Origin of the sequence: Methylobacterium soli (assembly GCF_008806385.1) — a bacterium.
Taxonomy (GTDB): domain Bacteria; phylum Pseudomonadota; class Alphaproteobacteria; order Rhizobiales; family Beijerinckiaceae; genus Methylobacterium; species Methylobacterium soli.
Genome location: NZ_VZZK01000066.1, coordinates 1 through 16491 on the forward strand (window position 1 = coordinate 1; position 16491 = coordinate 16491).

Consider the following 16491-nt stretch of genomic DNA (forward strand, 5'->3'; position numbering starts at 1 on the left):
GAAGCGGACGAGCCATCAAGACCAACGCCCGTCCGCCCGATCCGTGCCCGTTCTGTTAGGCGCTCTTAAATGCCAAGCGACATCTAGCGGTATTCTCAAAGGCTCGCTGCTGCGAGTGAACGGAATCGGCGAACGGCCCTTCGGCAACGACACTCCTTCCTTGCGTTCGCTTCCGCGCGGCCTAGACTGCGAGGCAGCTTGCCGAGGCTTGCCGATGGCGGACTCCCCCTCTGATATCATCAGCCTGCCGAAGGGTGGTGGTGCGCTGTCCGGGATCGGCGAAAAATTCGCAGCCGATCTCCACACCGGCACCGGCAATTTCACCATTCCGATCGCGCTTCCGAAAGGGCGCAGCGGCTTCCAGCCGTCGCTGGCGCTCGCCTACAGCAGCGGCAACGGCAATGGCCCCTTCGGCCTCGGCTGGTCGCTCGGCGTGCCGGCGATCACCCGTAAGGTGTCGAAGGGCGTGCCGCGCTACGACGATTCTGAGGATGTCTTCATCCTGTCCGGCGCGGAGGACCTCGTGCTGGTCGGCACGTCGGGCACGGCCACTCGCTACCGCCCGCGTACGGAAGGCCTCTTCGCCGAAATCCTGCACCATCGCGATGCCATCAATGATTTCTGGGAGGTGCGCGGCAAGGACGGTTTGACGAGCATCTATGGAACGGCGGCATCGAGGGGCGCCGACACGGCAACCGTCGCCCGGCCAGGGCAGCGAGACAAGGTCTTCTGCTGGAAGCTCACCCAGACGACTGATACCTTCGGCAACATCATCGCCTACGACTATCTGGCCGATGGCGGCACAGATGGGCCACGCGAATGGGACCAGAACCTGCTCGCCCGCATCCGATATGTCGACTACGAGGCGGCGGGCGGCACGAAGTTTCTGGTGTCGGTGACATTCGACTACCCGGACCGACCCGATCCGTTCTCGGAATACCGCGCGGGCTTCGAGATCCGGACCCGCAGGCGCTGCACGCGGATCGCCATCGCCACGCACGCCGACACGGACCGGCTGGTCCGCAGCTACGCGCTGACGTATCTCGATCAGCAGGCCGGAGCGGCCGGACAGGCGCCCCCGAACGGCGCGTCGCTTCTCGCAAGCGTCAAGGTCATCGGGCATGACGGCGCGGCGACGGAAGCCATGCCCGCACTGGAGCTTGGCTACACGCCCTTCGAGCCGGCGAAGCGGCGCTTCAGCGCCCTGCGCGGCCATGGCCTGCCGGCGGGCTCGCTCGCCGACAAGACGCTCGACCTCGTCGACCTCTTCGGCAGCGGATTGTCCGATTTCGTCGAGGTCGACGGCACCGTGCGCTACTGGCGCAATCTCGGCGCCAGCGTCTTTGCCGCGCCCCGCACCATGACGGACGCGCCGGCTGGTCTCAGCTTGGCGGATGCTGGCGTGCAGTTTGTCGATGCCGACGGCGACGGCCGCACCGATCTGCTCGTCACCGATGGCGCGCTGTCGGGCTACTTTCCGCTCGGCTTTGACGGCCGCTGGGCAGGCACGGCGTTCCGGCGCTACAGCCAGGCTCCGAGTTTCAATCTGAAAGATCCCGAGGTGCGCCTCGTCGATCTGGACGGCGACGGCGTCACCGACGCCGTGCGCTCCGGCACCCGGCTCGAATACTTCTACAGCCGGCCCGGCCTCGGATGGAGCGAGGCCGCGACGGCCGAGAGGCAGGCGCTCGAGGTTTTCCCGGATGTGAACTTCTCGGACCCGCGCGTCAGATGGGCGGATTTCACCGGCGACGGGTTGCGGGACGTCGCGCTCGTCTATGACGGCAATGTCGACTACTGGCCGAACCTCGGCTGGGGCCGCTGGGGCAAGCGCATCCATATGGCGAATAGCCCGCGATTCCCCTACGGCTACGACCCGCGCCGGATCCTTATCGGCGACGTGGACGGCGACGGCCTGGCCGACATCGTCTATGTCGGCCCCGACAGCGTGACGCTCTGGATCAATCAGAGCGGCAATGGCTGGAGCGCGCCCATCACCATCGCCGGCACGCCGGCCGTCGCCGATCCAGCGGCGATCCGCCTGGCGGACATCCTGGGTACGGGCATCGAGGGCGTTCTCTGGACCCGCCCGGCCGACGGCAGCCAGCGCGACCGCTTCTTCTTCCTCGACTTCACCGGCGGGCGCAAACCCTACCTGCTCCGGTCTACGGACAATCACTGCGGCGCGGTCACCCGGGTCGACTACGCCACGTCGACCAGCTTCTATGTCGCCGACCAGCGGGCGCCCGCAACGCGCTGGAAGACGCCGCTGCCTTTTCCGGTGCATGTCGTTGCGCGCGTCGAGGTCATCGACGTGCTGTCGAAAGGCAAGCTGACGACCGAGTACCGCTACCGCCACGGCTATTGGGACGGCGCGGAGCGCGAGTTTCGCGGCTTTGCCCAAGTCGAGCAGATCGACACGGAATCGTTCGAGGCGTTCAGCGGCGCCGGGTTGCACGGGCCGGGGATGACGTTCGCGGCGATCGACCGGGCCTTTTTCTCGGCCCCGACGCTGTCGCGCCACTGGTTTCACCAGGGACCGGTCGGCGACGAATTCGGCGACTGGCGGGAGCCGGACTGGTCGGCCGCCTACTGGCATGGCGATCCCGGAGTGCTGCGGCACACCGAGACCGTCAACAGTATCTTGCAGGGGATGCCGGCCGGCCCCGATGCGCGGCGGACGAGGCGGGATGCACTTCGCGCGCTGCGTGGCAGCCTGCTGCGACGCGAACTCTACGCGCTCGACGGCAGCGAACGGGAGAACCGGCCCTACACCGTCGAGGAATCGAGCTACGGGCTGATCGAGATCGAGCCGCCGGCGGCGGGCGGCGGGCGGCCGCGCGTCTTCTTCCCCCATCCGCTGGCGCAGCGCATGACGCAGTGGGAACGCGGCGACGATCCGATGACGCAGTCCGCCTTCACAGGCTACCGCGACGAGGCGGGAACGTTCGACCCGTTCGGTCGGCCGCTGTCCGTCACGCGGATCGCCTGCCCGCGGGGCTGGCGGGCGATGGACGAGAGGCCCGTCGAGCCCTTCCTCGCGTCGCGCGAGCGCACGCTCTATGCAGCACCTGCCGATCCGGCGGACTACATCCACAATCGAGCCGCCAAGGCGACCACCTTCGAAATAACGGGCTCCGCCGGCAAGCGCATCGACGACCTCGTCGCGCTGGCCGACGCCGATCCGAGCCTGAAGGTGATCGGTCAGTCGCTCACCTTCTATGACGGGCCGGCTTTCACCGGCCTGCCGCTCGGCCAGGTCGGGCCGTATGGCGCGATCACGCGGGCCGAGAGCCTTGTGCTGACAGACGACATTCTCGATGCGGCCTATGGCGCTGCCGTGCCGCCCTATCTCGCGCCGGGCGGCGCTGTCGCCTGGACCGGCGAGTACCCGGCGCCGTTCCTCGCAGCACTCCCGGCAATCGCCGGCTACGTCCATTACCCCGGCGGCGCGGACCCCAGCGCGCCCAAGGGTTACTATTCTTGCGTCAACCGGCGGCGCTATGACTTCCAGTCCGGCCAGCCAGCGAAGGGACTGTTGATCGAGACGCTTGATCCGCTTCACGTCGGGGCGGAGCCTGCGGCGCATCGCCAGACCATCGCCTATGATGACTACGCCTTCCTGCCGGTGCGCGTGACGGATGCGGCCGGCCTGACCACAAGCGCGACCAACGACTATAGGCTGCTGCAGGCCAAGGAGGCGGTCGATCCGAACGGCAACATCTCGCGCGTCGCCTTCTCGCCGCTCGGCCTCGCCATATCGACCTACATCCTCGGCAAGAACGCGACCGAAGGCGACCGGCTGCGCCCGAGCGCGCGCCTGGAGTATGACTTCCTCGCCTTCGAGAACAGCCCGCCCGAAAACCGTCAGCCGATCTACGCGCGCACCATCCGGCACATCCATCACGATGGCGACACGGATATCGCGCTCGCCGACCGCGACGAGACGATCACCACCGAGTATTCGGACGGCTTCGGCAGGCTTCTGCAGACGCGCGTGCAGGCGGAAGACACACGCTTCGGCGACCCGCAATTCGGCGGTGGTGAGACCGTCCTTCCGGCGCTCCAGTCCGATGGGGCCGGCGGCGACGTGACCGGCTTCACCAACGCAGACCGCGATGCGCCGAACGTGCTCGTCAGCGGCTGGCAGGTCTATGATAACAAGGGCCGGGTGGTGGAACGCTACGAAGTGCTCTTCTCGAAAGGCTGGGCGTACAGCCAGCCAGACGACGCGGAGTTCGGCCAAAAGGTCGCGATGTTCCGCGATCCGCGCGGCAACGTTGTTCGAACCGTGAATGCCGACGGCTCCGAGCAGCGAGTCGTCATGGGCGTTCCCGGAACGATCGCGGCGCCCGACCTGGCAGCGCTGGACGATTTCGAGCCGACGCCCTGGGAATCCTACGCCTATGACCCGAATGACAATGCCGGGCGGACGCACCCGGCGGCTTCGGCAGGCTATGCACATCACTGGAGCACGCCGACCAGTTCGCTCCTCGACCCGATGGGACGCACCATCGAGCAGGTCGCCCGCAACCGCGATCCTCCCGCCGCCGGAGCCGCGCTTCCACCGATCGTCGGGCTGCGGACGCGCACCGTCTACGACCTGCGTGGAAACGTCGTGACGCAGGTGGACGCCATGGGGCGCGCGGCGTTCGACGGGCAGGTCTATGACCTCGCCAACCGAAAACTCGCCTCCGTCAGCATCGACGCGGGCGAACGCCGCACAGTGTTCGATGCCGGCGGGAACATTGTCGAGAGCCGCGACGGCCGGGGCGCGCTGACGCTGCGCGCCCATGACGGGCTGAACCGGCCGGTGCGGCTTTGGGCGCGCGACGGCGCGGCGCAGGCCCTCACGCTTCGCGAGCGGATCGACTATGGCGACGCCGGCAGCCCCGCGCAGCCGGCGGCCGAACGTGCCGCGGCGCGCGCGGCGAACCGGCTGGGCAAGGTCGCGCGGCACTTCGACGAGGCTGGCGTCGTCCGCTTCGAGCGCTATGACTTCAAGGGCAATCTTGTCGAAAAGGTCAGGCAGGTGGTCGGCGACGCCGCGCTGCTCGCCGGGTTTGCCGGGCCGCCCGCCGGCTGGACGGTCGAAGCGTTCCGCGCGGACTGGACGGATGTGGACGATCCGCCGCTCGACGCCACGCTTTACAGGGTGAGCTCAAGCTTTGACGCGCTGAACCGCCCGAAATCGATCACCTATCCTGCCGGTGTCGACAATCTCCGGCGGCGGCTGGTGCCGCGCTACAACCGGGCCGGAGCGCTGGACCAGGTGCGGCTCGACAATACGGTCTTCGTCGAGCGCATCGCCTACAATGCGAGGGGCCAGCGCGTCCTCGTCGCCTACGGCAATGGCGTGATGACGCGGTCGGCCTACGACCCGCGGACGTGCCGCCTTGCGCGGCTCCGCACCGAGAGATTCACCGCTGCCGGTCCCCTCGCCTACCGGCCCGCCGGCGCGGTTTTCCAGGACCTTGCCTATGAGGTCGACCTCGCCGGCAATGTGCTTGCCATCCATGACCGGGCGCCGGAGAGCGGCATCCTGAATGCGCCGCTCGGCAAGAATGCGCTCGACCGGCGATTCGTCCACGATGCGCTCTACCACCTCTCTTCCGCCAGCGGTCGCGAATGCGACCTGCCGCCGGACATTCTTTGGGACGCCGCGCGGCGTCCGACCGACCTGACCAAGACCCGCGGCTACGATGAAACCTATCGCTACGATGCCGCCGGCAATCTGACGTCGCTCCGGCATGTCTCGAACGGCCCGGGCTTCACGCGGACGTTTGCTCAGGCCGCCGGGACGAACCGGCTGAAGACGCTGACGGTCGGCCCGACGGCTTTCGACTATGCGTATGACGTCAATGGCAACATGACCGGCGAGACGGCGTCACGCCACTATGTATGGGACCATGCCGACCGGATGCGCGCCTATCGGACGCAAGCCGGCGCGGCCGAGCCGACCGTCCATGCGCAATATCTCTATGACGCCGCCGGACAGCGGGTGAAGAAGCTGGTGCGCAAGCAGGGCGGCCAGGTCGAGGTCACCGTCTACATCGACGGCCTGTTCGAGCATCGGACGGTTCGAACAGGCGCGAATGTCACCGTCAACAACACCCTGCACGTTTCCGACAATGGCAGCCGGGTAGCGACTGTCAGGGTCGGTTCGGCTTTGGCAGGCGACGCGACGCCGACAGTGAAGTATGCGCTCGCCGATCATCTCGGCAGCAGCAATGTGGTGCTGGACGACGCCGGCGCCCTGGTCAGCCGCGAGGAGTACACGCCCTATGGTGAGACGAGCTTCGGCAGCCACGCGCTGAAGCGCTACCGCTTCTGCGGCAAGGAGCGCGACGAGGAAAGCGGGCTGGTCTATTTTGGATCGCGCTACCATGCGCCGTGGCTGGGACGCTGGGTGAGCTGCGATCCCGCCGGACCGATCGATGGGCTCAACCTCTATTGCTACGTCAGCGATCGGCCGATCAACGCCGTCGATCCCATCGGGCGGCAGGAGAAAGAGAGCCTGCCCGGCGGAACGGGCAACACGCCCGAAGAGGACGCGAAAGGCGCCCAGCCGAAGGCGGAAAATGTCTACCCGGGAGGCAAGGATATCGCTCCTGTGCAAGAGAATGACAACCAATCGAAGGAGCTGACGATCAACCTTACCGCCGCGGCGGACACGGTGAAGAAGGCCGGCAAGGCGTATGCGCAGAAGTTTGTGGAAGGCACCTTCGTCTCCGGCATGATCCGCAGCACGGGAGACAAAAAACTTATCGAAGAATACGACCGCCAAAAGCACATCGAGGACCTGCACCTAATGAGTCAGTTCCTTGAGGATCTGACCCTGACGAACGTCGCAAACGCGCCGTCGTCAAGCGACAAGCCTGTGCCACGCACCTCGTCGATCATCCTGATGGGCGGTTTCGCGATGGCGGTCGCACCTGAACTTGGCGAAGTCGGTGCCGCGGGCGGCGCCACAAGGGCGCTCGCGCTTGATGCGCGGCTGAGCGAGGTGGTGCCGCGTGTCGCCTTCCACGGCGGCTATGGGGACCTCCGGATGCTCAAGTATTCGTCGATCTCGATCACCGAGGGCGAGGTAGCGGGCGAGCAGATGCGTGTTCTCACCACGAACAATCCGAGACTTCATCGAACGATGCATGAATCGATCATGGAGGGTACGCTCGAACTGCATCCAAACGAGATGCTCGGTCCCGCCCCTACCCTCGATCCGGCGACCGGCAGGTACATTCACAGCGAGAAGCTGGGGATCACCGTCTTCCAGACCTTCGGCATTCAGGAGGGACAAGTGATCAGCTATCCGCTACAATGCAACGTCTGCCGGGATTGGATGGCGTCGAGCGCACCGGGTTTTCTGCACCTGACGCCGCGCAGGATTTGGAAATAGGCAAGAATCGACCAACTCCGTTTGCATCGTTTGCTCGGAGCGGGGGAGATCAACATGGCCGGCGAACGCACCATTCGCGGAACGGTGGCGGATCAAAACCAGACCGCCCTCCCTGGCCATGAGGTGCAGGCGTTCGACCGCGATCTCCCGTCGCTGGAACGGCGTCGCGGCACCGGACCGCGGTTGCTTGGCCGGCAGGCGACCGATGCCGAGGGGCGTTTCGAGATCGCCTACGGGCCGGAGCAGTTCGGCGACGCGGAGGGCTTTTCAGGACGGGGCGAGGCGGCGGCCGACATAAGCTTTCGGGTGTTTGACCGCAGCGGGAGGGAACAGCCGATACGCTCGATCCAGGCGCTCGGCCGAGAGTATCGGCGGGGCGACATCATCTTCAACGCCCCGGGGGAGCTGCAGGTCGGCATCGCTCTAGACGCCGAGGTGCAGGGCGGCCGATCGGAATTCGAACGGCTCGTCGCGGCGATCGATCCCGTCATTTCGGAAGTGCCGCTCACCGAACTCACCCGCGAGGACATCGCCTTCCTCCTCAACGAAGTCGCCGACGGCGAGGTGCAGAACGTCCGCGAGCATATCGAGGTATTGCGATGGTGCGCGCATTTCGGCGAGGCGACCGGGCTGGCGATGGAGGCGTTCTATGGCTGGGCGCGGACTGGTACGCCGGAGCTCTGGGGACAATTGCCGCCGCTCGACGCCCAAGCGGCGCGATCGGACCTCGCGGTGCGGCTTCTCGACACGCTGGCCGCGACCGAGGAAGAAGCGCTCGTCGCGGCGCTGCTCAGGGCCGTCGATGCCAGCCTCATCCCGGCGATGGACGCGGCCCGCGCCAAAGCCCTCGCGCGGGGGCTGCGCGGACGCCTGCGGGCCACGGTCGAACAAATGCTTCAGCTTCAGGACGAAGGCTCCGGTCACGCCCTCGCTGGCTACACCGTCGCCACGCGCCTTTCGGCGGCGGAAGGGCATGACCTCGGAACGGACGTGACGGACGGCGCCGGTGTGTTCTCCGTCACAGTGCCGGCGGCGACCGGTCCCGAAGGGACCACTGCGCTGACGTTCCGCATTCGCGGTGACGGCATTGCGGACGCCGTTGAGGTTGGGCTGACGCTTCGTCCCGATGCGGATGCGGTCGTGCCGATCCGCGTGACGCTGCCTGCGACGGGGACCACGTTAGGGGAGTTGCGCCAAGACCCGAACCTGTCGCTGAGCGAGGCCGTTCTCGTAACACTTGCGGATAAGCATGATATCAGGAGTCTCGCTGATATCCGCCGGAAAGGCGGGCTCTTCCGCATGGAAGCCGTGGACGGGCTCGCGCCGCCCGCGGCACGCCGGCTCGACGCGCTGGCGGATCTTGAGAGGCTGGCCGGCGCACCGGACGAGATGCGGAAGCTGGCCGACAGCCGGTACGCAAGCGTCCAGAAGATCGCGGAAAGCGCCCGAGACAGGTTCGTCGGAACCATGACCGCGGCCGATGTCGGGATAGACGTGGCGCGCGCGACCGAGCTTCACATCGCGGCGGTGGCGCAGACGGAAATGCTGAACCAGATTTTCGCGGGCATCGCCGCGGAATATGGCGATGGCGCGCAGCCGCTCTCCGGCGACGCGCTCAAGCTTGACAATCTGACCGCGTTCTCGGTCCGACGGTAGGCGAACCGACGGCGATGCCCTTCGACGATGTCCTGGAAAAGCGCTGCGGGTGCGAGGACTGCCAGTCCGCAGTCAGCCCCGGCGCCTATCTCGCGACCTTGCTCGACTATGCGGTGAAATACATCGTCAGCGACGATGCCGCGATCGACGTCGCCTTCCTCGAAGCGCGCCTGCATCAGCCCCTTGGCAGCCTGCCGACCGATTGCGACGCCATGGAAGAAGGCGTCAAGCAGGTCCGGCTGGCTGTCGAGGTGCTGCGCAGCTACCTCGGCAAGCGCCCGCTCTTCGGCGCCCGAGCGGAGGCGGCGCTGACCGAAGCCGAGGAGGACTATCGGCTCGCCGCCTATGCGACCCTGCTTTCACAGAGCGGCACGACTTATGCTGAAATCCGCATGGCGCGGCCGGCGCCCGAGACGGAGCGCGCCGCGCTGGCGGCACGGCTGGGCATCGACCTCTCAGCGCCGGCGAACCCGCGCCTTGACGAGCTCGACCGCCTGTTCCTCGACCCAGACGTGCCCGCCGGCGATCCGCGAAGCCTGGGCGAAGCCAATCTGGAACGCCTATTCGGTTTGGGCGACACGGTGCGCGACAGGCTGTCGAAGGGCGTGAAGCTCGTCGATGCCGCCGGACAGATCGTCCGCTGGCGGATCAACGGCGCCTACTGGAGCTACAACACCGACGCCGAGGGGATCGTCCATCTCAGCCTGTTGAAGCTCGCTCCCGACATCTTCCAGGTCGTGCTGTTCGCTGACGAAGCGCGCACGCTGGTCGTCGCCAGCGGCCAAAGGGATTCCGAGACCGGCCCCATACGCCTCATCCCGGAAAACGGTAGCGGTCTCTGGGGATCGGTCGAGATCGCCTACAGCGCCGACGATACGACGCTAGCTATTGCGGTCATTCCCCTTCTCATCGCATGGCGCTTTCGCCATCTGCGCACTCTATGGCAGGCGGAAGACTGGCCGACCGGCGCACCGGCGACGACGGCGGCGCCATTGATCGATCCGCAGGTCGTCGGCCTCAACGACCTGCGCACGCCGCGGCCGGGCGACGCCGCCTACGATCTCTGGGCCGCCCGAGGACCATGGCTCGATGCCAGACGCGCCGCGCTGAAGGCCGCGCGCGAGGCGGCCGCCAATCCGGCTGCGGGTTTCGACGCGATCGTCGCGGCCGCGCTCAGCATGCCCGGCCGTGCCGTCAGTGTGGCCGACCTCGACGCGCTCGATACGGCGCAGGCGAAGGGCGAAAGGATCGAGACGCGGCTCAATGCTCTCGGCCTGACGCCCGGCTCGTTTGCGTTTTTGATGCCTTTGCTGAAGTTGGGGCGCGCCGGCCAGCCGGTGCTCGACCTCGAATGGGCGCTAGCCTACGACACGCTGGTCTTCGCCCAAAAGACGCTGAATTTCGCGGCATGGCGGACGGAAGAGAAGGCCGCGGAGCTGACGCTCTCGCCGAGCTTCTTCCGGCTCGCGGCTGCCGCCGACGCGCCGGCCAACGCGACCGACGCCGCGATTCCCTCCTGGCTCTCGACGCGGGAGGCGCGCCTGGCGTGGACCGATGTGCTCAATGCGCGGACCAGCCAGGAAGACGCAATCGTCGGCGGCCTCGCGGCGGCGGTCGATGCGGCCGAACAGGCGACGCTGCCGCTATTGCGTGACGCGCTTGTCACCGCCACGGACGCCGAGGGCAGCTCTCCGGAAGAGCGCGCCGAGTGGCTGACCAACCGGCTGTTGATCGATTTCCGCATGTATGGCGCGCAGCCGGCGACACGCCTCGCTCAGGCGATCGGGACACTGCAGGAGCTTTTGTTCCGGCTGCGCACCGGCGCGCTGGCGCAGGATGCATTGTCGATCTTCGCGCCGCTGGCCTCGGTCTGCGCCGCCTCTACAGGCCAGGGCCGGATCGAGCTTTTCGGCCGCTCCACCGACAATGTGCTCTGGCACCGGCTGTGGGACGGCGCGTGGCATGGATGGGGGTCGCTGGGGCCACTGCCCGCGCTGGCAACGGGTTCGCCGTCTGAGCCCACCGTCGTGGCCCATACCGACGGCAGCATCGACCTGCTTGTCAGAGGCGGCGACAATCTTCTCTGGCATCGGCGCCATGACCAGTCCTGGTCAGACTGGCGGCAGGAGGGTGGCGGGCTGGAACTGACGGGCGGCCCGGGCGCGGCCGCCTTCGGCGCTGCCGGCACGCATGTATATGGCCAGCGGATCGCCGATCTCGCCGTCATGCAGCGGACCCATGACGGCACCGACTGGAGCGATTGGAAGGCGATCGGCGCGGCGTCGCACCGGACCGTCGCTGCCGCGACGCGCGCCGACGACGAGTGGGACGTGATCCTGACGCAGAGCGCCGCCGACCTCTTCACGCCGGAGCACCGCTGGTGGGACGGCGTGGCCTGGCAGAGCACGGTGCTCGACGATAGCCTCGCCAGCGCTCCGGCCTTGGTGTCGCTCGGCGTGAACAGCCTGGAGCTGTTCCAGAACCGGCTGGGCAAACTTTGGCAGAAGAGCTTCAACGGCGCCTGGCAGCCTTGGGTCAATCTCGACGCCGCTGTTCCCGTCAACGCCGACGGTGTTGCCCCCATCCTGACCGCGCCGCCCGCCGTGACTTCGGCCGGGCCCGCGACGCTCCATCTGTTTGCGCTGCGCAGCGGCACCGGGCTGAAAACCGATCTCCATTTGCGCCGCTTCGCAGGAGCCGCTTGGTCGGACTGGGAAGCGATACCGAGCGGCCGGATGGAGTTGGAGGCGCCGCATTTCGACGACGAATGGCGGTCGATCGGCTCCTACCAGAGCTACCGCTCGGTCGAGTTCGTGCGCGCCTATCCGAACGGCCTTCTCCTGCCGTCGCTCAACACCCGGCAGACGCCGGCCTTCGCCGCCCTCGTCGACGCGACGCGCCCGACGACGCCGCTGACGCCCGACCAGGCGATCCAGCAGGCCAAGGTCTATTCCGACTACCTGCGCGACGTGGCCTCGCTCGATGTCACGGCGAGCTGCCAGGCGCTGACCCGTGTCAGCACCGGTCCTGTGACCTACACCGGCAAAAACCTGCAATACATGTTCGGGCGTTCGAGCGGTGGAAAGGTCTATTGGTCGACCTTCGACACAAAGGACAAGTCGGGCTACGCGCAGTCCTTCTGGACCGAGATTCCGCTCGGCGAGAAAGGCAGCGCCGGAGACGCCCCGAAAGCGATGAACATCATCGGCGCGCTGCCCTGGGTCGAGCCGTCATCGCCGCACCACCACATCTATCTTTTCCTCGACATCGACCATGGCGGGCATCGGCAGCTGCAGTTCATGCGCTTCGACGTCGATGCGGGCGGCACCGACTGGGAAGCCGGCGCGGCCCTGGACATTTCCGGGCTGCCCAATCCGTTGACCAGTCCGTTCACGCTCCCGCAGCTGACCGTGCTGCCCGTCCAGTCCGACTCCGCCTACGATCCGCCGCGCATCGCCATCCACGATTTCGGCCGCACCATGTGGGTCTATGTGCGCCCGCTGAACGCCGAGGGAGCCGGCTGGGCGGACGGCAACTGGACCGATTTCCAGATCGATCCGCTCGCCGGCCTCGATGCCCTTAATCCGGCCTTCAGCGAGGTGCCGCAGGTCGTCGCGCTCCATGCGGCGATGCAGGTCGGTGGCGCGACGTGGCTCGTTTACACATACATGAACAAGACGAAGACCTTCCGCTGCCTGCGCACTTTCGAGTCAGGCTCGCGGGAGATTTGGAACCTCTCCCTCGATTTCGGCCGGTTTCGCGGCGGGCTGCCCGGCTCGTCGTCGGGGCCATCGGTGTTCGTGTTCTACGAAGACGCCGGACAGCTCGTCTATCGCGAGGTCAGGCGCGGCACCGGGCCCGGCGCGACCTTTATTCCGGTGCAGACGCTCACCACCCTCGCGCGCCATTCCGGTTCGTTCGCGCCAACCTTCTTCGTTTCGCCAAACAAGAGCTCGCACAGCTATGCCTATCCGTGCAGCGCGTCCGCGGGCGAGCTGATCGCGTCCGCCAAGTTCGACATCGTGCCGGTGCTGTCTTCGCTCACCGATATCCCGATCGGCAAATCCATTTCCGCCCTGCAGGGACGTCGGATCAGCATCAGGAACGTCTACAAGCAGAACAAGGGCGCGTCGGCGTCGATCCTCACGTATCTGGCGGAAGCTTATCGTCTGGTGCCGGAGCAACTTGCGCTGAACATGCAGGCGTCGGGCGAATACCTCGCGGCGCTCGACTGGTTCGCGACCGTCTACGACTACCGCACGCAGCAGGGCGAGCGGTACATCGACTACGGGCTGGAGATCGATGCCGGCCTTCCGGACACAACGGTCTTCCGCCACCCGGAGGACTGGCTGCTCGACCCGCTCAATCCGCACGCGATCGCGCTGACCCGGCGCTATGCGGCGGTCCGTTTCGTCGTCACCTCGATCATCGGCTGCCTGAGCGACTATGCGGACAGCGAATTCACCCTCGACACCGACGAGTCCCTCGCCCGAGCCCGCCTGCTTTACCGCGCCGCGCTCGAACTCAGCGACGCGCCGGAGATGAAGCAGACCGTCGGCGACTGCGAATCGCTGATCGGCATGCTCGAGATCGAATCTGGCGCCGCCGTGCCCCCGCCGGCCTTGGCCGCCGCCGGGGAAATTCTTGAGGACCTCACGGCGGGCAAGGTCGGCGCGTCCCCCAAGATCGGCATGATGATCGACAAGATGAAGGGGCTGCTGACAAGCGGCAAGGCGCTGGACGAGATGCTGGCTGCGCTGAAGCCGATGAAGGCCGAGGCCGTCGCCGCCGCGCCGCCTCTGCCCAGCCTCGCGACGGCGCTCTCGGCCAAGGCGGACGCGCTGCCGAAAATCCATACCGCGCTGTTGACCGATGCCGGCGTGGAGGCACTCGTCAGACGCGCCGGCGACATCGCGGTATCGGCCGCCAAGGGCGACACCATCAATTCCTGAAGGTCCGAGACCATGGCCATGCCGACATCCGCCGCCTCGTTCCTGTTCTGCATCCCCGCGGACCCGACGATCGGCACGCTGCGCGCCCATGCGGAGCTCGGCCTCAGGAAACTGCGCAGCGGCCGAAACATCGCCGGCGTGCAGCGGGTCGTGCCGGCCTATGCGGCGCCAACCGACACGACGACCGGCATGCCGATCGTCGTCAACGGCCAGATCAGCATTCCGGGCGCCGCCGCGGTGCCGCCGACAGCCTACCGCTATGCTGTGCTGATCGCGCGGGCCCGGGAGCTCGCGCAGCAGGCGGTGCAGGTGGAGCAGCTCTTCCTCAGCGCGTCCGAGAAGCGCGACGACGCTTCCTATTCGCTGAAGAAGGCCCGCCAGGAGCTGGCGCTGAAGCAGGCGCAGGTCGGCCTCCAGACGCTGCGCGTTAGCGAGGCGAATGATGCCATCGCGCTGGCGCAGCTCCAGCAGCAGCGCGCCGAGATTCAGCAGAAGACGCTGCAGGACTGGATCGACCGCGGGTTGAACGAATACGAGACCGCGATGCTGCAGAACTATTCCAAGGCGGCAGGCGCCAAGCGCGACCTGCAGAACGCGCAGGCGATAGCCTCGGTCGCCAAGGCCGGCATCGAGGCCGCGGGCGCCGGACTGTCGGGAGCGGCTGCCGCCGCCGCGGCGCTCGCTGTCGTGGCGCAACAGACCATGTCGGCCAATTCCTACGGCAGTTCGCTGATCGCCGCCGAGGAAGCCAGCCAGACAGCGACACTCAACGCCACGCACGCGCGCCGCGTCGAGGACTGGAAGCTGCAGAGCCGGCTTGCTGCGCAGGACACGCAGATCGGCAAGCAGCAGGTGATGCTCGCGCAGGATCAGCTGGCGATCACCCAACAGGAAAAGTCGATCGCGGAGACCGACACCAGCCAGGCGCGCGATACGATCGAGTTCCTGGCGGAGCGCTTCACCGGCTACGATCTCTTCGACTGGATGAGCCGCGTCCTGTCGGGCGTCTACCGGACGACGCTGCAGACCGCGACCGCGACCGCGCGGGTCGCGCAGGCGCAGCTCGCCTTCCAGCGCCAGCAGACTGTTCCCGATGTCATCAAGAGCGACTACTGGACATCGCCCAGCGCCAATCCGCTGGCCTCCGGCGGGGGAGCGGACCGCCAGGGCCTGACGGGCGCGGAGCGGCTGATGGCCGACATACTGCAGCTCGACCAGTATGCCTTCGACACGGACCAGCGCAAGCTCGCCATCACCAAGACGATCTCGCTGGCGCAGACCTATCCGGCCGATTTCTACCGGATGCGCGAGACGGGCATCATGGTGTTCTCGACACCAATGTCGATGTTCGACCACGATTTCCCCGGCCACTATCTCAGACTGATCCGGCGCGTCCGCGTCTCGGTCATCGCGCTGGTGCCGCCGACCGAGGGCATCCGCGCCACTCTCGCCAACACGGGCATCAGCCGCGCCGTGATCGGTCCGGAGGTGTTCCAGACGACCGTCATCCGCCGGCCGCCCGAGACGATCGCGCTCAGCGTGCCGATCGGCGGCAGCGGCGTGTTCGAGAGCGACGACCAGGCCGAGATGTACCTGCCCTTCGAAGGAGGCGGCGTCGACGGGACGTGGGAGTTCCGCATGCTAAAGGCGGCGAACCGGATCGATCCGAAGGTGGTGTCGGACGTTCTCGTGACCTACGACTATTCTGCGCTGAACAGTTTCGACTACGCCCAGTCGGTCATTCGCGACTTCAAGCCGACGGTCGAGGCCGAGCGGGCGTTCAGCCTGCGCAACGATTTTCCGGATGCCTGGTACAATCTTCACAACGCCGAGCTTCTGGACGAGGCGGAGCGGATGATCGTCCAGATCAAGCTGGCGCGAACCGACTTTCCGTCAAATTTTGAAGCCATCACCATCCGGTCCGTGGCTCTGCACATAGCCCGCGCCGATAGATTCGAGGACGAGATGACGGTCAAGTCGCTGAGGCTTGGCGACGCCGGCGGCGCGACGGTCGCCGGGGGCGCGGCGCGCACGATCGATGGCACGATCAGCACGCAGCGCGGCAATGGCAGCCCCTGGCTGCCGCTGATCGGTGCCGGAGCCGGCTCCGGCGGGCGGGCACCCTTTGGCGTCTGGGAGATCAACCTGAAGAACGCTAATGCGGCCGATGCGCTAAAACTCGCCGATGGGCTGAAGAGTGGCGCGATCGACGACATCCTCTTCGTCATCGGCTACGCGGCACGCACCCCGCCCTGGCCGAAGCTGTCGGCCTGATACGTCCGGCGCCAAGCGGCCAGGAGCCGCCTGTCGCTTTCCATCTAATCATAAGAATCGGACGCCAATGATTTCAGATGCTTGAGCCAGCACTTAATTTGAGAATCGGCAGTTAATTTGATAATCTAAATTGGATTTTGACACTAAGAGCGCCTAACAGAACCGTTTGATCTGGTTGAGTGTGATGAGGCTGGCAGCGAGGCTGGTGAA

General features: G+C 66.6%; 4 protein-coding genes. All 4 read left to right on the forward strand.

Features of this window, described 5'->3' with window-relative positions:
• The first annotated feature begins 214 nt into the window (after positions 1-214).
• Genes F6X53_RS30325 through F6X53_RS30340 form a run of 4 tightly spaced genes read left to right on the forward strand, consistent with a single transcriptional unit; the run spans position 215 to position 16281 of the window.
• The gene (locus F6X53_RS30325) at positions 215-7399 is read left to right on the forward strand and encodes a SpvB/TcaC N-terminal domain-containing protein (RefSeq protein ID WP_151005376.1); all 7185 of its coding nucleotides are present in this window, start codon (positions 215-217) and stop codon (positions 7397-7399) included.
• Between the two features lie 54 nt (positions 7400-7453).
• Positions 7454-9055, forward strand: coding sequence for a hypothetical protein (locus F6X53_RS30330; protein ID WP_151005378.1), 1602 nt, complete (start codon positions 7454-7456; stop codon positions 9053-9055).
• Positions 9056-9069: 14 nt separating this feature from the next.
• Complete coding sequence (locus F6X53_RS30335) at positions 9070-14007, forward strand: DUF8189 domain-containing protein (RefSeq protein WP_151005380.1); 4938 nt, start codon at positions 9070-9072, stop codon at positions 14005-14007.
• 18 nt (positions 14008-14025) lie between these two features.
• Complete coding sequence (locus tag F6X53_RS30340) at positions 14026-16281, forward strand: Tc toxin subunit A-related protein (protein WP_151005382.1); 2256 nt, start codon at positions 14026-14028, stop codon at positions 16279-16281.
• The last annotated feature ends 210 nt before the right edge of the window (positions 16282-16491 follow it).